General features: G+C 47.6%; 21 protein-coding genes. All 21 read right to left on the bottom strand.

Features of this window, described 5'->3' with window-relative positions; translation table 11 throughout:
- The 21 genes from rplX to RB160_RS21690 all read right to left on the bottom strand — a co-directional run bounded on the left by rplX (nucleotide 1) and on the right by RB160_RS21690 (nucleotide 19,755).
- Nucleotides 1-306 (bottom strand): 50S ribosomal protein L24, encoded by a 306-nt coding sequence (rplX, locus tag RB160_RS21790; protein WP_316572543.1) that lies wholly within the window; start codon nucleotides 304-306, stop codon nucleotides 1-3.
- Between the two features lie 54 nt (nucleotides 307-360).
- A complete protein-coding gene (rplN, locus tag RB160_RS21785) occupies nucleotides 361-729 on the bottom strand; it encodes a 50S ribosomal protein L14 (RefSeq protein ID WP_316572542.1) in 369 nt (122 codons plus the stop codon).
- Between the two features lie 39 nt (nucleotides 730-768).
- Nucleotides 769-1,032, bottom strand: coding sequence for a 30S ribosomal protein S17 (gene rpsQ, locus RB160_RS21780; RefSeq protein WP_316572541.1), 264 nt, complete (start codon nucleotides 1,030-1,032; stop codon nucleotides 769-771).
- Between the two features lie 19 nt (nucleotides 1,033-1,051).
- Nucleotides 1,052-1,255, bottom strand: a complete 204-nt coding sequence (gene rpmC, locus RB160_RS21775) for a 50S ribosomal protein L29 (RefSeq protein WP_043931561.1) — start codon at nucleotides 1,253-1,255, stop codon at nucleotides 1,052-1,054.
- Entirely contained in the window at nucleotides 1,245-1,679 is a 435-nt protein-coding gene (rplP, locus tag RB160_RS21770) for a 50S ribosomal protein L16 (RefSeq protein ID WP_048823015.1), read from the bottom strand. Before rplP ends, rpmC begins: the two co-directional genes overlap by 11 nt.
- Nucleotides 1,680-1,681: 2 nt before the next feature.
- Nucleotides 1,682-2,338 carry a 30S ribosomal protein S3 gene (gene rpsC, locus RB160_RS21765; protein ID WP_316572540.1) on the bottom strand — a complete coding sequence of 219 codons (657 nt, stop codon included), beginning with the start codon at nucleotides 2,336-2,338 and terminating at the stop codon, nucleotides 1,682-1,684.
- A 3-nt stretch (nucleotides 2,339-2,341) separates the two neighbouring features.
- On the bottom strand, nucleotides 2,342-2,683 hold the full coding sequence (gene rplV, locus RB160_RS21760; protein WP_043931564.1) for a 50S ribosomal protein L22: 342 nt from the start codon (nucleotides 2,681-2,683) through the stop codon (nucleotides 2,342-2,344).
- A 20-nt stretch (nucleotides 2,684-2,703) separates the two neighbouring features.
- Complete coding sequence (gene rpsS / locus RB160_RS21755) at nucleotides 2,704-2,979, bottom strand: 30S ribosomal protein S19 (protein ID WP_316572539.1); 276 nt, start codon at nucleotides 2,977-2,979, stop codon at nucleotides 2,704-2,706.
- Between the two features lie 60 nt (nucleotides 2,980-3,039).
- A complete protein-coding gene (gene rplB / locus RB160_RS21750; RefSeq protein ID WP_316572538.1) occupies nucleotides 3,040-3,870 on the bottom strand; it encodes a 50S ribosomal protein L2 in 831 nt (276 codons plus the stop codon).
- Between the two features lie 28 nt (nucleotides 3,871-3,898).
- Nucleotides 3,899-4,183: a 50S ribosomal protein L23 gene (gene rplW, locus RB160_RS21745; RefSeq protein WP_053364771.1), complete on the bottom strand. Its 285-nt coding sequence runs from the start codon at nucleotides 4,181-4,183 to the stop codon at nucleotides 3,899-3,901.
- Complete coding sequence (rplD, locus tag RB160_RS21740; RefSeq protein WP_316572537.1) at nucleotides 4,183-4,806, bottom strand: 50S ribosomal protein L4; 624 nt, start codon at nucleotides 4,804-4,806, stop codon at nucleotides 4,183-4,185. The genes rplW and rplD overlap by 1 nt, the downstream gene beginning before the upstream one ends.
- A gap of 28 nt (nucleotides 4,807-4,834) precedes the next feature.
- Nucleotides 4,835-5,461: a 50S ribosomal protein L3 gene (gene rplC, locus RB160_RS21735; RefSeq protein WP_316572536.1), complete on the bottom strand. Its 627-nt coding sequence runs from the start codon at nucleotides 5,459-5,461 to the stop codon at nucleotides 4,835-4,837.
- A 36-nt stretch (nucleotides 5,462-5,497) separates the two neighbouring features.
- Nucleotides 5,498-5,806, bottom strand: a complete 309-nt coding sequence (rpsJ, locus tag RB160_RS21730) for a 30S ribosomal protein S10 (RefSeq protein ID WP_053368705.1) — start codon at nucleotides 5,804-5,806, stop codon at nucleotides 5,498-5,500.
- Between the two features lie 471 nt (nucleotides 5,807-6,277).
- Nucleotides 6,278-7,465, bottom strand: a complete 1,188-nt coding sequence (gene tuf, locus RB160_RS21725) for an elongation factor Tu (RefSeq protein ID WP_316572535.1) — start codon at nucleotides 7,463-7,465, stop codon at nucleotides 6,278-6,280.
- Between the two features lie 115 nt (nucleotides 7,466-7,580).
- Nucleotides 7,581-9,662: an elongation factor G gene (gene fusA / locus RB160_RS21720; RefSeq protein WP_316572534.1), complete on the bottom strand. Its 2,082-nt coding sequence runs from the start codon at nucleotides 9,660-9,662 to the stop codon at nucleotides 7,581-7,583.
- 153 nt (nucleotides 9,663-9,815) lie between these two features.
- Nucleotides 9,816-10,286, bottom strand: coding sequence for a 30S ribosomal protein S7 (rpsG, locus tag RB160_RS21715; protein ID WP_053364766.1), 471 nt, complete (start codon nucleotides 10,284-10,286; stop codon nucleotides 9,816-9,818).
- Nucleotides 10,287-10,330: 44 nt separating this feature from the next.
- Nucleotides 10,331-10,753 carry a 30S ribosomal protein S12 gene (gene rpsL, locus RB160_RS21710; protein ID WP_316572533.1) on the bottom strand — a complete coding sequence of 141 codons (423 nt, stop codon included), beginning with the start codon at nucleotides 10,751-10,753 and terminating at the stop codon, nucleotides 10,331-10,333.
- A 100-nt stretch (nucleotides 10,754-10,853) separates the two neighbouring features.
- Nucleotides 10,854-11,102 (bottom strand): 50S ribosomal protein L7ae-like protein, encoded by a 249-nt coding sequence (locus RB160_RS21705; protein ID WP_316572532.1) that lies wholly within the window; start codon nucleotides 11,100-11,102, stop codon nucleotides 10,854-10,856.
- A 436-nt stretch (nucleotides 11,103-11,538) separates the two neighbouring features.
- Nucleotides 11,539-15,132: a DNA-directed RNA polymerase subunit beta' gene (gene rpoC, locus RB160_RS21700; protein WP_316572531.1), complete on the bottom strand. Its 3,594-nt coding sequence runs from the start codon at nucleotides 15,130-15,132 to the stop codon at nucleotides 11,539-11,541.
- Between the two features lie 161 nt (nucleotides 15,133-15,293).
- Entirely contained in the window at nucleotides 15,294-18,854 is a 3,561-nt protein-coding gene (gene rpoB, locus RB160_RS21695) for a DNA-directed RNA polymerase subunit beta (protein WP_316572530.1), read from the bottom strand.
- A gap of 298 nt (nucleotides 18,855-19,152) precedes the next feature.
- On the bottom strand, nucleotides 19,153-19,755 hold the full coding sequence (locus tag RB160_RS21690; RefSeq protein ID WP_316572567.1) for a class I SAM-dependent methyltransferase: 603 nt from the start codon (nucleotides 19,753-19,755) through the stop codon (nucleotides 19,153-19,155).
- Between the last annotated feature and the right edge of the window lie 62 nt (nucleotides 19,756-19,817).

Genomic DNA, 19,817 nt, shown 5'->3' with positions numbered 1-19,817 from the left:
CTATTTATCTAATACTTCACCGGATTTTGTTACGCGTACTTTTTTACCGTCAACAATTTTGTAGCCAACACGGCTAGGCTTTCCGGACTTGTCTATAGGCATAACGTTTGATACGTGTACAGGTGCTTCCTGGCTGCTAATGCCGCCCTGGGGATTCGCCTGGGAAGGTTTTGAATGCTTCTTGACGATATTAACTCCCTCTACGAGGACACGGTTTTGCTTCGGATATGCTTCCAGGATTGTTCCTGTCTTGCCTTTATCCTTGCCAGAGATGACCATTACTTTGTCACCTTTTTTTACATGCATCTGTGCGCACCTCCTTAAAGGCATTTAAGATTGGTTTGTTGCAAGTACTGCTAATTAAAGTACTTCTGGAGCAAGGGAAATGATCTTCATGAAGTTGCTGTCGCGCAATTCGCGTGCAACCGGTCCGAAAATACGGGTTCCGCGCGGGCTCTTGTCATCACGGATAATGACACATGCGTTTTCGTCAAACTTAATGTAAGTTCCGTCTGAACGGCGCGCACCGCTCTTAGTCCGTACGATAACTGCTTTAACAATGTCACCTTTTTTAACAACGCCACCTGGTGTTGCTTGTTTCACTGTGCAGACGATCACATCGCCAATGCCGGCAGTTTTGCGGCCAGAGCCACCAAGCACTTTAATTGTCAGAACTTCACGAGCACCAGAGTTGTCAGCAACTTTTAAACGTGTTTCCTGTTGAATCATGCGTGTAACCTCCCTTCGGATGAAAGCTTATCCGAACAATTAAATAATAACTGCTTTTTCAACCACTTCAACAAGGCGGAAGCGTTTTGTAGCCGAAAGCGGGCGAGTTTCCATAATGCGGACAATATCACCGATTTTGGCTTGGTTTTGCTCATCATGCGCCTTAAACTTTTTAGAGTATTTAACGCGTTTACCATAAAGAGGATGCTTTTTGTGTGTCTCGACAAGAACAGTAACGGTCTTATCCATTTTGTCAGAAACAACGCGTCCGGTGTAAACTTTGCGTTGGTTGCGTTCGCTCATTTGGCGGACCTCCTCTCAATTATCGATTGTTAACGCCGATTTCTCTTTCACGGACAACAGTTTTCATGCGGGCGATTGACTTGCGCACTTCCCTGATGCGGGCAGTGTTTTCAAGCTGTCCAGTCGCCAATTGAAAGCGAAGGTTGAAGAGTTCTTCTTTTAATGACTTGACTTTTTGTTCTAGTTCGGCAGTGGTAAGGTCACGTAGTTCATTAGCTTTCATTTGATTCACCACCAATTTCTTCACGTTTTACGAATTTGCATTTAACTGGAAGCTTGTGTGCTGCAAGGCGGAGCGCCTCGCGTGCGATTTCTTCAGATACGCCGGCAATTTCAAACATGATCTTACCAGGCTTTACAACTGCTACCCAGCCTTCCGGAGAACCTTTACCGGAACCCATCCGTACTTCAAGTGGCTTTGCAGTATATGGCTTGTGCGGGAAAATTTTAATCCAAACTTTACCGCCACGCTTCATGTAACGAGTCATCGCGATACGGGCAGATTCAATTTGGCGGTTTGTGATCCAGGAGGCTTCAGTTGCCTGCAAACCGAATTCACCGAAAGTTACTTCAGTTCCGCCTTTTGCTTGACCGCGCATTTTTCCACGGTGTACACGGCGGTATTTTACACGCTTAGGCAATAACATGATTATTTGCCTCCTTCCTCAGATTTCTTCTTCGTTGGAAGGACTTCACCCTTATAAATCCATACTTTTACGCCTAGCTTGCCGTAAGTAGTATCAGCTTCTGCAGTTGCATAGTCGATGTCTGCACGAAGTGTATGAAGGGGAACAGTTCCTTCGCTGTAGTGTTCAGAACGGGCGATATCTGCACCGCCAAGACGGCCTGATACCATTGTTTTGATACCTTTCGCACCTGCGCGCATTGCACGTTGGATAACCTGCTTTTGGGCACGGCGGAATGATACACGGTTTTCTAACTGACGAGCGATGTTTTCAGCAACAAGCTTGGCATCGATGTCAGCCTTTTTGATTTCAAGGATATTAATGTGGACACGCTTGCCAGTAAGCTGGTTCAACGCTTTGCGGAGCGCTTCAACTTCTGTACCGCCTTTACCGATTACCATACCTGGCTTAGCAGTGTGTACAGTAACGTTAACACGGTTAGCAGCGCGTTCGATTTCAACTTTGGATACAGATGCGTCTTTCAGGCGCTTCTGGATGTATTCACGAACTTTAATGTCTTCATGAAGAAGATCTGCAAAGTCTTTGCCTGCGTACCATTTGGATTCCCAATCACGGATGATACCGATACGCAAACCGACTGGATTTACTTTTTGACCCACTAATTATCCCTCCTTCTTTTCTGATAGAACGATTGTAATGTGGCTAGTGCGCTTGTTGATTGCGCTGGCACGGCCTTGCGCACGTGGGCGGAAACGCTTCAGTGTCGGACCTTCGTCAACGAATGCCTGCTCAACCACAAGATTGTTAACGTCCATTTCATAATTGTGTTCTGCGTTAGCCATAGCAGACTTCAATACTTTTTCAACGATTGGAGAAGCAGCCTTCGGAGTCAAAGTTAAAATGGCTACCGCTTCGCCAACTTGCTTTCCTCGAATTAAATCTACGACTAAACGAGCTTTACGAGGAGCAATACGGACTGTTCTTGCAACAGCTTTAGCTTGCATGATGTGATGCCCTCCTCTCATTAACGTCTTGTTTTCTTATCGTCATTGCCATGGCCTTTATAAGCGCGTGTTGGAGCAAATTCTCCTAGCTTGTGGCCTACCATGTCTTCAGTGATATAGACCGGCACATGTTTGCGTCCATCGTACACAGCGATTGTGTGGCCGATGAATTGTGGGAATATTGTTGAACGGCGTGACCAAGTTTTAATTACATGCTTGCTGTCAGCACCAAGGCTTTCGACCTTTTTCAATAAATGATCATCAACAAAAGGTCCTTTTTTCAAACTGCGACCCATGTGGGTACCTCCCTTCGAGACCGTTCTACGGTTCGTTTTTTGAACCGTAGTTCAATCACGTTATTTTTTACGGCGTCGTACAATGAATTTATCGGACTTGTTTTTCTTTTTACGTGTTTTGCGTCCAAGAGTTGGCTTGCCCCATGGTGATACTGGTGATTTACGTCCAATTGGGGAACGTCCTTCACCACCACCGTGTGGGTGATCGTTCGGGTTCATGACAGATCCGCGGACAGTTGGGCGCTTGCCTAACCAGCGGGAACGTCCTGCTTTACCGATGTTGATCAGTTCGTGCTGCTCGTTTCCAACCTGGCCGATGGAAGCACGGCAAGTCGCAAGGATCATACGGACTTCACCGGAAGTCAAACGAACCAGTACGTATTTGCCTTCCTTACCAAGAACCTGTGCAGATGTACCTGCGGAACGGACCAACTGGCCGCCTTTTCCAGGCTTAAGCTCGATGTTGTGGACAACTGTACCAACCGGGATATTCGCAAGTGGAAGTGCGTTCCCTACTTTGATATCAGCGTCTGGGCCAGACATTACTTCCATGCCAACCTTAAGGTTTTTAGGAGCAAGGATGTAACGCTTTTCCCCATCCACATAGTTGATTAGTGCAATGTTTGCTGAACGGTTTGGATCATATTCGATAGTGGCAACGCGTCCTGGAATGCCATCTTTGTCGCGCTTAAAGTCGATTAGACGGTATTGACGCTTGTGGCCGCCACCTTGATGACGAACAGTTAACTTACCTTGGTTGTTACGGCCGCCCTTTTTTGTCAGCGGAGCCAACAAAGACTTCTCTGGGGTGCTAGTTGTGATTTCCGCGAAATCAGAAACTGTCATGCCGCGACGACCGTTAGAGGTAGGTTTGTACTTTTTAATCGCCATTTCTATTCCCTCCTCTTCTAGTTAAATTCTAGGATTCAAAAATTTCGATTTCTTTGCTGTCGGCAGTCAGCTTAACAATAGCCTTGCGGCGTTTGTTCGTATATCCGCCAAACTTGCCCATGCGCTTGAATTTACCTTTGTAGTTCATGATGTTTACTTTCTCAACATCAACGCCAAAGATTTTTTCAACAGCGTCTTTTACTTGTGTTTTATTGGCTCTAACGTCAACTTCGAACGTGTATTTCTTTTCAGCCATCAAATCAGTAGAACGTTCGGTGATAACGGGGCGCTTAATGACATCGCGTGCATCCATTATGCAAGCACCTCCTCTACTTTTTCAACCGCTGCTTTGGTGATGATCAGCTTGTCATGGTTAAGGACATCGACGACATTGATGCCGTTGGCTGCTACTACTGTAACGCCAGGAATGTTCCTTGCAGACAATGCGACGTTTTCATCAAGGTCAGCAGTTACAACAAGTGCTTTCTTTTCTACGGAAAGTCCTTTTAGGACATTTACGAAATCTTTCGTTTTTGGCGCTTCGAAAGCAAGGCTTTCAAGTACCACAATGTTTTCTTCAAGTACCTTTGTGGAAAGAGCTGACTTAATTGCTAGCCTGCGTACTTTCCTTGGCAATTTGTAGCTGTAGCTGCGTGGTACTGGTCCGAAAACTGTACCGCCGCCTTTCCATTGTGGAGAACGGATAGAACCTTGGCGCGCACGGCCTGTTCCTTTTTGTCTCCACGGCTTGCGTCCGCCGCCGGCTACTTCAGAACGAATTTTTGTTTTGTGTGTTCCCTGGCGCATTGAAGCCCTTTGCATCAAAATAGCTTCGAAAAGCACATGCTGGTTTGGCTCAATACCGAAAACTGTATCATTAAGTTCGATTTCCCCAACTTGGGAACCGTTTTGGTTAAACAATGCTACTTTAGGCATTCCTTTGTTCCTCCTTTCTTAAGAAGTCCTATGCTTTTACCGCACTTTTAATTTTAATCATTGCTTTTCTAGCTCCAGGCACATTGCCTTTTACAAGAAGCAAATTGCGTTCAGTATCTACTTTTACAATTTCAAGGTTTTGAACTGTAACTACTTCTCCACCCATGCGTCCTGGCAATGCTTTGCCTTTGAATACGCGGTTCGGGGCAACTGGTCCCATGGAACCTGGACGGCGATGGTAGCGGGAACCGTGAGCCATTGGGCCGCGGGATTGTCCGTGGCGCTTGATAGAGCCTTGGAATCCTTTCCCTTTCGATACTCCGGTAACATCAACGATGTCGCCTTCTGCAAAAATATCAACTTTGACTTCCTGACCAACTTCATATGCTGCCAAGTCTACTCCGCGGAATTCGCGAATGAAGCGCTTAGGAGCAGTATTCGCTTTAGCAACATGTCCTTTTTCAGGCTTATTGGCAAGCTTTTCACGTTTATCTTCAAAACCGATCTGAACAGCTTCATAACCGTCATTTTCAACCGTCTTCTTTTGAAGGACAACGTTGGCAGCTGCCTCAATAACTGTTACAGGGATTAAATCGCCGTTCTCAGCAAATACTTGAGTCATACCAATCTTTCTTCCTAAGATTCCTTTGGTCATTCGTCACACCTCCTGAATAATATTATTTATGATGGTTTATAGTTTGATTTCGATGTCGACGCCGGATGGCAGGTCTAAACGCATAAGTGAATCAACTGTTTGTGGAGTTGGGTTCACAATGTCGATCAGACGCTTGTGTGTACGCATCTCGAATTGCTCACGGGAATCCTTGTACTTGTGGACCGCACGAAGGATCGTGTAAACCGTCTTTTCAGTTGGAAGCGGAATTGGGCCAGACACTGCGGCACCGGAACGCTTGGCTGTTTCAACGATTTTCTCTGCAGACTGATCCAGAATCCTGTGATCATACGCTTTTAATCGGATACGAATTTTTTGTTTTGCCATTATTTTTCCCTCCTTTTCGCCTATTTTAAAAATAGACATTCTCCGTGAAAATCTCCTGCACACTCGCCATGGCAAAGCGGCCGGGTGTGTCAGCAACCTCTCACATCATCGCAGTCAAAGACCAACATTGTCTATTATACACAAAACACCGCCCGAACGCAATAACTTTCATGGGGTTTTTATGTTTCGCACACTTGTACTATTATAGCGGCACTATACAGTGATTGCAATGTTTTCTTTCATTTTTATGTCTGTTGCGAAACTGCATGCTTTTTTCGTATTTTTGCACCATTACTTTCAATGTACATTACTATAGAAGAAACTCGATTTTTGTCGGCAAACCAATGCGGTATCTTTAAGCAGAATGTGATTCCATCCAAAAAAGTTGGGATAAATCCTCATTCTACGACGGGGCAATCAAAATCAAAAAAGCGGATGGGTCGTCACCCATCCGCTTTTGATCAAGACCAATTATTCAACGATAGAAGCAACAACGCCAGCGCCTACTGTACGGCCGCCTTCACGAATAGAGAACTTAGTTCCTTCTTCGATCGCAACTGGAGCGATAAGCTCAACTGACATTTCGATGTTGTCGCCAGGCATAACCATTTCTACGCCTTCTGGAAGGTTACAGATACCTGTAATGTCAGAAGTACGGAAATAGAATTGTGGGCGGTAGTTAGAGAAGAATGGAGTATGGCGTCCACCTTCTTCTTTGGACAAAACGTACACTTCAGCTTTGAACTTTGTGTGCGGAGTGATGGACTTTGGCTTAGCCAAAACTTGTCCACGCTCGATGTCTTCACGGGCTACGCCACGAAGAAGTGCACCGATGTTATCTCCAGCTTCTGCATAGTCAAGAAGCTTACGGAACATTTCTACACCTGTTACAGTTGTAGATTTTGGCTCTTCAGTGAAACCAACGATTTCAACAACGTCACCAACTTTAACTTGTCCGCGCTCTACACGTCCAGTAGCAACTGTTCCACGGCCAGTGATGGAGAATACGTCCTCAACAGGCATCATGAATGGCTTCTCAGTGTCACGAGCTGGATTTGGGATATAGCTGTCTACAGCATCCATAAGCTCGATGATTTTTTCTTCCCATGCAGCATCGCCTTCAAGAGCTTTAAGAGCAGAACCTTTGATAACTGGAGTGTCATCGCCAGGGAACTCATATTCAGATAGAAGGTCACGGATTTCCATTTCAACTAGTTCAAGTAGTTCTTCGTCGTCTACCATGTCGCACTTGTTCATGAATACAACAAGGTAAGGAACGCCTACCTGACGGGAAAGAAGGATATGCTCGCGAGTTTGCGGCATTGGGCCGTCAGTTGCGGATACTACAAGGATACCGCCGTCCATTTGAGCAGCGCCAGTGATCATGTTTTTAACATAGTCAGCGTGCCCTGGGCAGTCAACGTGCGCATAGTGGCGGTTAGCAGTTTCATACTCAACGTGAGAAGTTGAGATTGTGATTCCACGCTCTTTTTCTTCTGGAGCGTTGTCAATTTGATCATAACCGCGTGCTTCACCGCCGCCTGCTTTTGCAAGGACAGTTGTGATTGCAGCTGTCAAAGTAGTTTTACCATGGTCAACGTGACCGATTGTTCCAATGTTAACGTGTGGCTTGGAACGGTCGAATTTAGCTTTACCCATTAGGATTTCCTCCTTTAATTTTAAAAAGTTAAGTATTATTTAGGGCTGAGTATGGCAAGCCAGACTCAGCCTATGCTTACATAGTAGTTATACTTGATTGGATGGTGAAAATCAATTATTCACCTTTATTTTTTTTGATGATTTCTTCAGAGATCGATTTTGGTACTTCTTCATAGTGGTCAAAGTGCATGGAGAACACTCCACGTCCCTGTGTGCCAGAACGAAGGGCAGTCGCATAACCGAACATTTCTGATAGTGGAACCATCGCACGGACTACCTGTGCATTTCCTCGTGCATCCATACCCTCAACGCGGCCGCGGCGGGCAGTGATCTGTCCCATGATATCCCCAAGATATTCTTCAGGGATAACTACCTCAACCTTCATGATCGGCTCAAGGATAACCGGATTACATTTCGAAGCAGCATTTTTAAGCGCCATGGAAGCGGCAATCTTAAACGCCATTTCGGAAGAGTCAACGTCATGGTAAGATCCGTCGAAAAGCCTTGCTTTGATGTCTACTAGCGGATAACCGGCAAGTACGCCTCTTTCAAGAGCGTCTTCGAGGCCAGCCTGTACTGCAGGGATGTATTCACGAGGAACGACACCGCCTACGATTCCGTTTTCGAATTCAAAGCCTTTTCCTTCTTCGTTTGGAGAGAACTCAATCCAAACGTGTCCGAATTGTCCGCGTCCACCGGATTGACGGGCAAATTTCCCTTCAACCTGCGCAGAGCCGCGGAATGTTTCGCGGTAGGCAACCTGTGGTGCACCCACGTTTGCTTCTACCTTGAATTCACGGCGCATCCGGTCGATCAAGACATCCAAGTGAAGCTCACCCATACCGGCGATAATAACCTGTCCAGTTTCCTGGTCGGTATGCGCGCGGAATGTAGGGTCCTCTTCCTGGAGCTTTTGCAACGCAGTCGCCATTTTGTCCTGGTCTGCTTTTGACTTAGGCTCAACAGAAAGCTGAATAACAGGCTCAGGGAACTTCATGGATTCAAGAATAACAGGATTCTTTTCATCGCAAAGCGTATCTCCTGTAGTGGTATCCTTCAAACCTACTGCAGCAGCGATGTCTCCAGCATATACCTTAGAGATTTCTTGGCGGCTGTTTGCATGCATTTGCAGGATTCGTCCAATCCGTTCACGCTTTCCTTTTGTAGAGTTCTGGACATAGGATCCAGCTTCTAAAGTACCGGAGTATACACGGAAGAACGTTAGTTTACCAACATAAGGATCAGTCATAACCTTGAACGCAAGAGCCGCGAATGGTTCCTCGTCACTTGAGTGCTTTTCGATAACTTCTTCTTCCGCGCCAGGAGCATGTCCATTAATCGCAGCAACATCAGTAGGAGCTGGAAGATAGTCAATTACCGCATCAAGCATTAATTGAACACCCTTGTTTTTAAATGCGGTTCCGCAAAGAACAGGGTAGAATTCAACAGAAAGTGTGCCCTTACGGATGGCAGCTTTGATTTCTTCATTCGTAAGCTCTTCTCCGCCAAGGTATTTTTCCATGAGTTCTTCGTCAAGCTCGGCAACCGCTTCAATTAACTTTTCGCGATATTCTTCTGCCTGCGCAAGGTACTCTTCTGGAATTTCACGGACTTCAATGTCAGTTCCAAGATCATTACCGTAGAAAGTAGCTTTCATTTCTACAAGGTCAATGATGCCTTCGAATTGGTCTTCTGCACCAATCGGAAGTTGAATTGGATGTGCATTTGCTTGTAGGCGGTCACGCAAGGTGCTTACGGAGTAAAGGAAATCCGCACCGATCTTATCCATTTTGTTAACGAATACGATCCTCGGAACACCATAGGTAGTGGCCTGGCGCCATACAGTTTCAGTTTGTGGCTCAACGCCGGATTGGGCATCAAGAACAGTAACCGCACCATCTAGTACACGCAGTGAACGTTCTACCTCTACTGTGAAGTCTACGTGCCCTGGCGTGTCAATGATGTTTACGCGGTGGTTCTTCCAGGATGCAGTTGTCGCAGCGGAAGTGATTGTGATCCCGCGCTCTTGCTCCTGCTCCATCCAGTCCATCTGGGCTGCACCCTCGTGAGTTTCGCCAAGTTTATGAATACGTCCCGTATAGTACAGGATACGTTCAGTGGTGGTTGTTTTCCCCGCATCAATATGGGCCATGATGCCGATATTACGAGTTTTTTCTAAGGAGAACTCTCTTGCCATTGGGTCTTTCTCCTTCCTTGTATGAGTGTTTAGAGATCCTTCGGCAGCTATGTAGCAACCGTACCTGAAGCCGGGAAGCTTGCCCGGCCAAGTATGGTTCTATATAGCTCGTCTAGTTTAAGGACCCATTGCGGGTGCTTAAACGCATTTATTTTACCAACGGTAATGTGCGAATGCTTTGTTGGCTTCAGCCATTTTATGTGTGTCTTCACGCTTCTTGACAGATGCGCCAGTGTTGTTTGCTGCATCAAGGATTTCGTTGGCAAGACGCTGTTCCATAGTCTTTTCGCCACGAAGCCTTGCGTAGTTCACCAACCAGCGTAGTCCAAGTGTAGTGCGTCGGTCTGGGCGCACCTCAACTGGAACCTGGTAGTTTGCACCACCAACACGGCGTGCTCTTACTTCAAGTACAGGCATGATATTCTTTAGTGCGGCATCGAAAACTTCCATTGGTTCTTTTCCTGAACGTTCACGGATGATATCGAATGCATTATAAAGAATTGCCTGGGATGTACCTCTCTTACCGTCGATCATCATTTTGTTGATCAGGCGGGTAACTAGCTTCGAATTGTAAAGCGGATCTGGCAAAACGTCTCTTTTTGCAACAGGACCTTTACGAGGCATATTTTTTCCTCCTTTCAGAAAATCTTCTATTTAGGGTTCAATGATTATTTTTTAGGTGCTTTCGGACGCTTAGTACCGTATTTGGAACGGCCTTGCATACGGTTGTTTACGCCAGCTGTATCTAGGGCGCCACGTACGATGTGGTAACGAACACCCGGTAAGTCTTTTACACGGCCGCCACGGATAAGAACAACACTGTGCTCTTGAAGGTTGTGGCCAATACCAGGGATGTAGGCAGTTACCTCGATTCCGTTCGTCAAACGCACACGAGCATATTTACGAAGCGCTGAGTTCGGTTTCTTCGGAGTCATCGTACCAACACGGGTGCAAACACCGCGTTTTTGTGGAGACGATACGTTTGTTTGTGATTTTTTGAAGCTGTTGTAACCTTTGTTAAGCGCAGGGGACTTCGAAGTTTCCTCAACGGATTTACGAGGCTTGCGCACCAATTGGTTAATTGTAGGCATGTTTTTTCCTCCCTTCACGACTTTTGTAGACCCACACATCCAGGTGGTTCTTTTTTAGGCAAAAACAAAGTTCTTGCAGCAGCATCTGCAAAAACAGTTTTCAACGGATTATTGCGACAGCAGAAGTTCCAACTTTAATGCCGCTGGCCTTGCCGAGTTTTTTCATCGAATCGACCCGCAGCACAGGTATGCCATGTCTTCCGGCCGCTTCAACGGCTGCTTCCGTTAGTTTCGGATCAGCATCCTCCGCGATAACCAGTTCATCGGCGGTACCTTCTTCAAGCGCTCTGACTGCCTGTTTTGTTCCTATCATGAGTTTCCTCGCCTGATAAACTTTTTCATAAGACATCGTTCATATCCTCCAAAGTTACAGGTGAATAGGAGCACCTTTGCTATATTACCATCATGAAAAGTGTATGTCAACTAATCTTGCTATATTTTTTTAAAAATAGCTATGTTAAATTGGCTGTTGATTTCCGCTCCGGGCACACGCTTTCCGCGGGGCGTCAGTGGAGCCTCCTCGGCGCTAGCGCCTGCTTGTCTAGCTACAGCGCCTAGCCCCTCGAGGTCGCTTCGGTCCTTCAGCGCTTGTCGGGGCTGATCAAGGCGCTTTCGCTTTCCGAGGGGTCTCCACCTTGCTGCTGCATCCCGCTGGAGTGGGTGCCCTTCGCTTCAATCAACTTGGTTTACATAACGGCTCCCTTTAGCATCGCCAAAAAATCTTTAAAACGGCACCAGGCTGGTTACTGGTGCCGTCTTTGATAATAAGGAGGCGGTTTGCCCTCTTATTCGATTGTGATGCTTTCTTCTTCCTCTTGGGTCACCGGTTCCGCCTTGCGGTAACGCTGCATTCCTGTTCCTGCAGGGATGAGCTTTCCGATAATGACGTTTTCCTTCAGGCCGAGAAGCTCATCGCGCTTGCCTTTGATGGCCGCATCGGTAAGCACCCGTGTTGTTTCCTGGAAGGACGCCGCTGAAAGGAAGGAATCCGTTTCAAGTGATGCCTTTGTGATACCCAGTAGGACTGGACGACCTGTTGCCGGCATTTTGCCGTTCGACAATGCCTTTTCATTCGCATCGGTAAATTGATGGATATCCAGAAGCATGCCCGGAAGAACATCTGTTTCACCGGCATCGATGATCCTGATTTTACGGAGCATCTGGCGGACCATCACTTCGATGTGCTTGTCGCCGATTTCAACCCCCTGCATCCGGTATACCTTTTGCACTTCACGCAGCAGGTATTCCTGTACATTGCCGACATCCGTTACCTTTAGAAGCTCTTTCGGATCGATCGATCCTTCAGTAAGGTCCTGGCCACGTTCAACTCTGTCGTTAACTTGGACTTTTAGTCTTGCCGTGTAAGGGGCTGTATAAGTCCGTGATTCGACTTCGCCCTGGATGACGATTTCCTGCTGGCGGTCACGCCCTTCGTTGATGCCGACTACGACACCCTCCAATTCGGAAATGACTGCCTGGCCCTTCGGATTACGCGCTTCGAATAGTTCTTGGATACGCGGAAGACCTTGGGTAATATCGTCCCCTGCTACACCGCCCGTGTGGAATGTACGCATCGTAAGCTGGGTTCCAGGTTCACCAATGGATTGGGCAGCGATAATTCCGACTGCTTCGCCCACTTCGACTTCCTGGCCAGTTGCGAGGTTGCGGCCATAACATTTTTTACATACCCCGTGCCGCGTATTGCACGTAAACGCCGAGCGGATTTGTACTTCCTCTATGTCGGCTTTGGTAACTTCGACGGCTAGGTCTTCCGTTATGAGGCCGTTTTCTGGAACAATGATTTCCCCTGTTTCAGGATGCTTGATATTCCTTCTTGCATAACGGCCAATCAAGCGTTCTTCAAGTGATTCGATTACCTCTGTGCCATCCTTCAATGCCCTAATCCTTAGCCCGCGGTCCGTTCCGCAATCGTCTTCCCTGACGATAACGTCCTGGGCAACGTCGACAAGGCGGCGTGTGAGGTAGCCCGAGTCAGCTGTTTTAAGTGCTGTATCGGCAAGACCTTTACGAGCACCGTGTGTGGAAATGAAGTATTCCAATACTGTCAGACCTTCACGGAAGGAAGATTTGATCGGCAATTCGATAATCCGCCCTGCCGGGTTGGCCATCATACCACGCATACCAGCAAGCTGGGTGAAGTTGGAGGCGTTACCACGCGCTCCGGAATCACTCATCATGAAGATTGGGTTTGTCTTATTCAGGGACTGCATCAGCTTGCCCTGAATCGTATCCTTCGCCTGGCTCCAAATGGAGATGACACGGTCATAGCGTTCGTCTTCGGTGATCAAACCACGCCTGAACTGCTTCTGCACATTGTCAACCCTGCTTTGTGCCTCAGCAAGGATTTCTTCTTTTTCACCGAGAACAACGATATCGGCTACCCCGACCGTAATCCCCGCCTTTGTCGAATACTTAAAGCCGAGATCCTTCATGCGGTCAAGCATTTTCGAAGTTTCAGTGATTTTGAAGCGTTTGAATACCTCAGCGATGATGTTTCCGAGGATTTTCTTTTTAAACGGCTCTACAAGCGGCATTTCCTTGATTACCGCTCGAACATCGGCACCCTTTTCAACAAAGTACTTTTCCGGAGTTTTCACTTCGAGGTTGTGCTTTGTCGGTTCATTAATGTAAGGGAACGACTTCGGCAGTATTTCATTGAAAATAAGCTTTCCGACTGTTGTCATCAACAGCTGCTTGTTTTGCTCTTCGGTAAATGTTTCATTATTAAGCGAGCCTGCGTGAACGGCAACGCGTGTATGCAAGTGGACATAGCCATTTTGGTAGGCTATGAGCGCTTCGTTTGTATCCTTGAAGACCATCCCTTCGCCGATCGTACCTTCGCGTTCCAAAGTCAGGTAGTAGTTCCCCAATACCATGTCCTGGGACGGCGTTACGACCGGTTTGCCATCCTTAGGGTTAAGGATGTTTTGAGCCGCCAGCATCAAGAGGCGCGCTTCAGCTTGTGCCTCTGCAGAAAGTGGTACGTGCACGGCCATCTGGTCACCGTCAAAGTCCGCGTTGTATGCGGTACACACAAGAGGGTGAAGGCGGATCGCCCGTCCTTCGACAAGTGTCGGCTCGAATGCCTGGATGCCCAGCCTGTGTAGAGTCGGCGCGCGGTTCAGCAGGACTGGATGTTCACGGATGACTTCTTCGAGCACATCCCAGACTTCAGGCTGGACGCGTTCGATTTTCCGCTTTGCGGATTTAATGTTATGGGCGAGGCCCTTTTCAACAAGTTCCTTCATGACGAACGGCTTGAACAATTCCAGTGCCATTTCCTTAGGAAGGCCGCATTGATACATTTTCAGGTTCGGGCCAACGACAATAACCGAACGTCCTGAATAGTCAACACGTTTTCCAAGCAGGTTTTGGCGGAAACGTCCCTGTTTACCCTTCAGCATATGGGAGAGGGATTTCAATGGGCGGTTCCCCGGCCCAGTTACAGGACGTCCACGGCGTCCGTTGTCAATCAGCGCATCGACAGCTTCCTGCAGCATGCGTTTTTCGTTTTGGACAATGATGCTTGGTGCGCCAAGGTCAAGCAGGCGCTTAAGGCGGTTGTTTCTGTTGATGACTCGGCGGTAAAGGTCATTCAGGTCGGATGTGGCAAAACGGCCGCCATCCAGCTGGACCATTGGGCGTAATTCCGGCGGGATTACAGGAAGAACATCCAGAACCATCCATGATGGCTCATTCCCCGATCCGCGGAATGCTTCCAGGACTTCAAGGCGCTTGATTGCGCGTGTGCGCCTTTGTCCTTGGGCTGTTTTCAATTCCTCTTTGAGGGAATCGGCCTCTTTATTAAGGTCGATGTCCTGAAGGAGCTTCCGGATTGCTTCGGCGCCCATGGAAGCCTGGAATTTATTTCCGTACTTTTCGCGGTATGCGCGGTACTCTTTTTCGGATAAAAGCTGTTTCTTTTCAAGGGCTGTATCCCCTGAATCCGTCACCACATAGGAAGCAAAATAGATGACTTCCTCAAGGGCGCGGGGGGACATGTCAAGAACGAGTCCCATTCTGCTCGGAATTCCTTTGAAGTACCAAATATGGGAAACGGGTGCGGCAAGCTCGATATGGCCCATCCGTTCGCGGCGGACTTTTGCGCGTGTCACTTCAACACCGCATCGGTCACAGACGACTCCCTTATAGCGGACGCGCTTATACTTTCCGCAATGGCACTCCCAGTCCTTCGTTGGGCCAAAAATCCTTTCACAGAAAAGGCCGTCTTTCTCTGGCTTTAATGTACGATAGTTGATTGTTTCCGGCTTCTTGACCTCACCGAAAGACCATGAACGGATCTTATCCGGCGACGCAAGTCCGATTTTCATATACTCAAAATTATTAACATCCAGCAAGGGGCCTACCTCCCTTTTAATCTCCAGGTTTTACCCTGTAGCTGACATAACCGGCTCCCGGACGCTCGTATGGCGCCCGGGCGGTTATGGTTAAAACCTGAAAAGCTTATTCTCTTCGAGAATTGTCTAGCTCCGACGCAAGGCGCCTCCGCTTTTCCATGTTACTCTTTTGAACCTACTTTCTCAGATTCGAAGCTTTGTGTTTCAGGAGCAATGGTCAATGTATCGACCTGCTGCATATCATCCTCGTCTTCCAGGTCACGCATTTCTATTTCTTCTTCATCACCGGACAGGATTTTCACATCAAGTCCAAGGCTTTGAAGCTCTTTAATCAATACTTTGAACGACTCAGGAACACCTGGTTCTGGTACGTTTTCGCCTTTTACAATTGCTTCGTACGTTTTTACACGGCCGACCACATCATCGGATTTGACAGTAAGGATTTCCTGAAGGGTATAGGCAGCGCCATACGCCTCAAGCGCCCAAACTTCCATCTCCCCGAAACGCTGTCCGCCGAACTGGGCTTTTCCGCCAAGCGGCTGCTGCGTAACGAGAGAGTACGGGCCAGTTGAACGGGCATGCAGCTTATCGTCAACCATGTGAGCAAGTTTAATCATATACATGACCCCGACAGAAACCCGATTATCAAATGGTTCGCCTGTTCGTCCGTCATATAAGACAGTTTTCGCGTCGCGGGCCATGCCGGCTTCTTCGATAGTTGCCCATACATCTTCCTCAGTCGCCCCGTCGAATACCGGTGACGCAACATGGATGCCAAGCGCCCTCGCAGCCATGCCGAGATGGAGTTCAAGTACCTGCCCGATGTTCATACGGGAAGGTACGCCGAGAGGGTTAAGCATGATGTCCACAGGTGATCCGTCCGGAAGATATGGCATATCTTCTTCAGGAAGAATTCGGGAAATAACCCCTTTGTTTCCGTGGCGTCCGGCCATTTTGTCCCCTTCGGAGATTTTACGTTTTTGGACGATATACACACGGACGAGCTGGTTTACGCCCGGAGGAAGCTCATCACCGTCTTCACGGTTGAACACTTTAACGTCCAGGACAATTCCGCCGCCACCATGTGGAACACGGAGTGAAGTATCCCTTACTTCACGGGCCTTTTCACCGAAGATTGCATGAAGCAGACGCTCTTCGGCAGTCAGTTCGGTTACCCCTTTAGGCGTAACTTTACCAACAAGCAAATCGCCGTCCTTGACTTCCGCGCCTGTACGGATGATTCCACGCTCATCAAGGTTTCGGAGCGCATCTTCCCCAACGTTCGGGATATCGCGTGTTATTTCTTCCGGCCCCAGCTTCGTATCGCGGGACTCAGATTCATATTCTTCAATATGGATGGATGTATACACATCATCCTTTACAAGCCGTTCACTCATGATGATGGCATCTTCATAGTTGTAGCCATCCCAGTTCAGGAACGCAACCAGCACGTTCCGGCCAAGAGCCAGTTCGCCCTTTTCCATAGATGGTCCATCGGCCAGTATTTCACCTTTGGTTACCCTGTCGCCTACAGAAACAATCGGGCGCTGGTTGTAGCAAGTTCCCTGGTTTGAGCGGATAAATTTAAGCATCCTGTATTTATCGAGGTCGCCTTTTACTTCCTGGCCATCAATTTCCTGGACACGGCGAACCCAAACTTCACGGGCTTCAACGTGCTCAACAATTCCTTCGTGTTTGCAAATGACGGCGGCTCCGGAGTCTTTCGCGGAAACGTGCTCCATACCGGTACCAACCCTTGGAGCTTCCGGCTGCATCAACGGAACAGCCTGTCGTTGCATGTTTGCTCCCATCAGGGCGCGGTTGGAGTCGTCATTTTCAAGGAACGGGATGCACGCAGTCGCTGCGGATACAACCTGCTTTGGCGATACATCCATGTAATCGACGCGTTCCCTCGGGACTACCGTATTATCGCTTCGGAAACGAGCAACGATGTCCTCATCGATAAACGAGCCATCCTCATCAAGCCTTGCGTTTGCCTGGGCGACTACGTAAAGGTCCTCTTCATCGGCGGTCAGATAGTCGATGCGATCCGTCACTTTTCCTGTTTCAGGATCTACCCTCCGGTACGGAGTTTCAATAAAACCGAAACGGTTTACCTTCGCATAAGATGAAAGCGAGTTAATCAACCCGATGTTCGGTCCTTCCGGCGTTTCAATCGGACACATACGCCCATAGTGGGAATAGTGAACGTCACGAACTTCGAAGCCAGCGCGCTCACGAGTCAAACCACCTGGCCCGAGTGCTGATAGACGGCGTTTATGCGTCAATTCGGCAAGTGGGTTCGTCTGGTCCATGAACTGCGAAAGCTGGGAGCTTCCGAAGAACTCTTTAATTGAAGCAATAACCGGACGGATATTGATCAGCTGTTGCGGAGTGATAGTCGCTGTATCCTGGATCGACATCCGCTCACGGACAACACGCTCCATTCTGGAAAGCCCGATCCGGAACTGGTTCTGCAGTAATTCCCCTACAGAACGGAGGCGGCGGTTTCCAAGGTGGTCGATATCGTCCGTATCACCCACTCCATGAAGGAGATTGAAGAAATAGCTGATTGAAGCAATGATATCTGCCGGGGTAATGTTCTTTACCTGTTCCGGTACATAGGCGTTGCTTAAAATATTTATAACTTTTTCGTTATCATCGGTTGGCGCGAAAATCTTGATTCCCTGAAGGACGATCTCACCATCGACCACTCCGCCTCCTGGCTCGTAGCTGTCCATGTTGATGTTCTTTTCAAGGTGGGGGATGATCCTGTCAAGATTCCTCCGGTCAAGTAGCGTTCCTACTTCAGCGATGATTTCGCCGGTTTCCGGATCCACCAATGCTTCAGCAAGCCGCTGGCCAAACAGTCGGTTTTTAATATGAAGCTTTTTGTTGATTTTATAGCGCCCTACACTTGCTAGATCATATCGTTTAGGGTCGAAGAAACGCGAAACGAGCAGGCTCTTGGCATTTTCCACCGTAGGCGGTTCACCTGGACGCAGCCTCTCATAAATTTCAAGCAGCGCTTTTTCGATGCTGTCGGTATTGTCCTTTTCAAGCGTATTGCGGATATACTCATTGTCGCCAATGAGGTCGATGATTTCTTGATCAGAGCCGAACCCGAGTGCACGCAAAAGAACCGTAACTGGCAGCTTCCGGGTACGATCTATCCTTACGTATACGACATCCTTGGCATCTGTTTCATATTCAAGCCAAGCGCCGCGGTTCGGTATAACGGTGGCTGTAAAACCTTTTTTCCCGTTTTTATCCACTTTCCCGCTGTAGTAGACGCTAGGAGAGCGTACTAGCTGGGAAACGATGACACGTTCCGCACCATTTATAACAAAGGTGCCTGTTTCTGTCATTAGCGGGAAATCGCCCATGAAAACATCCTGGTCCTTTACTTCCCCTGTTTCTTTGTTGACGAGACGCACTTTTACACGCAGCGGTGCCGCATATGTAACATCTCGTTCCTTCGATTCCTCAACGGAATATTTCGGATCGCCAAGGCTATAATCAATAAATTCTAGAGATAGGTTACCAGTAAAGTCTTCAATCGGTGAAATATCCTGGAACATTTCACGCAGTCCCTCATCAAGAAACCATTGATAAGAAGAGGTTTGGATTTCAATAAGATTTGGTAATTCTAAAACTTCACTGATTCGCGCGTAACTTCTTCGTTGGCGGTGTCGTCCATACTGAACTAGTTGACCTGTCAACTGATTCACCCCTCAAATCAAGAGTTATAATGTAAATCTATTTGGAGCCTGAAGCCGGACAGTTGTCCCGCAACAGACAAAAAAGAAAAAGGGTTTTTCGACTCAAAAACCGCATTTTTCACATTTTCACCTATTATTTTGTCATCTTTTCCTTCCTATACCAGTTTTATACAAAAAGAATTTCCTTTTTCATTCACAGAAAGTTTTATCCTTTTCGCAAAAAAAGCTTGACAATCTGGAATAGTACCGAAAATAAGATGATGGCATTTTATAATATTAACATAGTGGCATTTTCGAGTCAAACATTTTTCGCCCTGATAATAAAGTAGCCCTTTTCCTTGTCGACTACTTCCACTTCCCCGAATAGCTCATTCAGCTTATCCAATGCTGATGGCGCTCCTTGCTTTTTCTGAATCACAACCCAAAGCTCGCCCAGTTCCACCAGCTTCTCTTTCGCCTGAGTAAAAATATCATGGACTGTTTTTTTGCCGGCGCGAATAGGAGGATTGGTAAGGATTGCGGCAAAGCCTGTCTCTTGCACGCCAGTCAGCCTGTCACTTTCATAAACAATGACATTCTCCACTCCGTTCGCCTTTGCGTTTTCCATCGCTAGTTCAAGGGCGCGTTCATTTACATCCACCATATGTACGGCGCGGCCAGGATACTGTCTGGCTATCGCTAGCCCGATTGGTCCATAGCCACAGCCCACATCAAGGATTGGCCCGGAAATTTCAGGCAATACAAATGTTTCGATTAACAACCTTGAACCAAAATCGACTTCATTTTTTGAAAAAACACCGCTATCGGACTTGAACCGGAAACGAACGTTCCTCAGTGTATACTCCCAATGCTTTGGTGCACTCTCAACATGCGGCTTCCGTGAATAATAATGATCCGCCATCATTTCCACCTCCAGGGAAAGCAGAAAAAAGCCCGCTTAGGCAGCGAGCTTTCTAATTGGTT

Origin of the sequence: Neobacillus sp. YIM B06451 (genome assembly GCF_032667185.1) — a bacterium.
In the GTDB taxonomy this organism is placed as follows: domain Bacteria; phylum Bacillota; class Bacilli; order Bacillales; family Cytobacillaceae; genus Bacillus_D.
This window is presented reverse-complemented; position numbering and strand designations above follow the sequence as displayed.

Bases quoted from the DNA above. Each gene is read 5' to 3' on its own strand.
- rpsQ (WP_316572541.1), bottom strand. From the start codon at position 1,032: ATGAGCGAACGCAACCAACGCAAAGTTTACACCGGACGCGTTGTTTCT.
- RB160_RS21705 (WP_316572532.1), bottom strand. From the start codon at position 11,102: ATGTCTTATGAAAAAGTTTATCAGGCGAGGAAACTCATGATAGGAACA.
- RB160_RS21690 (WP_316572567.1), bottom strand. From the start codon at position 19,755: ATGGCGGATCATTATTATTCACGGAAGCCGCATGTTGAGAGTGCACCA.
- rplP (WP_048823015.1), bottom strand. From the start codon at position 1,679: ATGTTATTGCCTAAGCGTGTAAAATACCGCCGTGTACACCGTGGAAAA.
- rplX (WP_316572543.1), bottom strand. From the start codon at position 306: ATGCATGTAAAAAAAGGTGACAAAGTAATGGTCATCTCTGGCAAGGAT.
- rpsL (WP_316572533.1), bottom strand. From the start codon at position 10,753: ATGCCTACAATTAACCAATTGGTGCGCAAGCCTCGTAAATCCGTTGAG.
- rpsG (WP_053364766.1), bottom strand. From the start codon at position 10,286: ATGCCTCGTAAAGGTCCTGTTGCAAAAAGAGACGTTTTGCCAGATCCG.
- rplC (WP_316572536.1), bottom strand. From the start codon at position 5,461: ATGACCAAAGGAATCTTAGGAAGAAAGATTGGTATGACTCAAGTATTT.
- rpsJ (WP_053368705.1), bottom strand. From the start codon at position 5,806: ATGGCAAAACAAAAAATTCGTATCCGATTAAAAGCGTATGATCACAGG.
- rpmC (WP_043931561.1), bottom strand. From the start codon at position 1,255: ATGAAAGCTAATGAACTACGTGACCTTACCACTGCCGAACTAGAACAA.
- tuf (WP_316572535.1), bottom strand. From the start codon at position 7,465: ATGGGTAAAGCTAAATTCGACCGTTCCAAGCCACACGTTAACATTGGA.
- rplN (WP_316572542.1), bottom strand. From the start codon at position 729: ATGATTCAACAGGAAACACGTTTAAAAGTTGCTGACAACTCTGGTGCT.
- rplW (WP_053364771.1), bottom strand. From the start codon at position 4,183: ATGGATGCACGCGATGTCATTAAGCGCCCCGTTATCACCGAACGTTCT.
- rplB (WP_316572538.1), bottom strand. From the start codon at position 3,870: ATGGCGATTAAAAAGTACAAACCTACCTCTAACGGTCGTCGCGGCATG.
- fusA (WP_316572534.1), bottom strand. From the start codon at position 9,662: ATGGCAAGAGAGTTCTCCTTAGAAAAAACTCGTAATATCGGCATCATG.
- rplD (WP_316572537.1), bottom strand. From the start codon at position 4,806: ATGCCTAAAGTAGCATTGTTTAACCAAAACGGTTCCCAAGTTGGGGAA.
- rplV (WP_043931564.1), bottom strand. From the start codon at position 2,683: ATGCAAGCTAAAGCTGTTGCAAGAACAGTCCGTATTGCTCCTCGTAAA.
- rpsS (WP_316572539.1), bottom strand. From the start codon at position 2,979: ATGGGTCGCAGTTTGAAAAAAGGACCTTTTGTTGATGATCATTTATTG.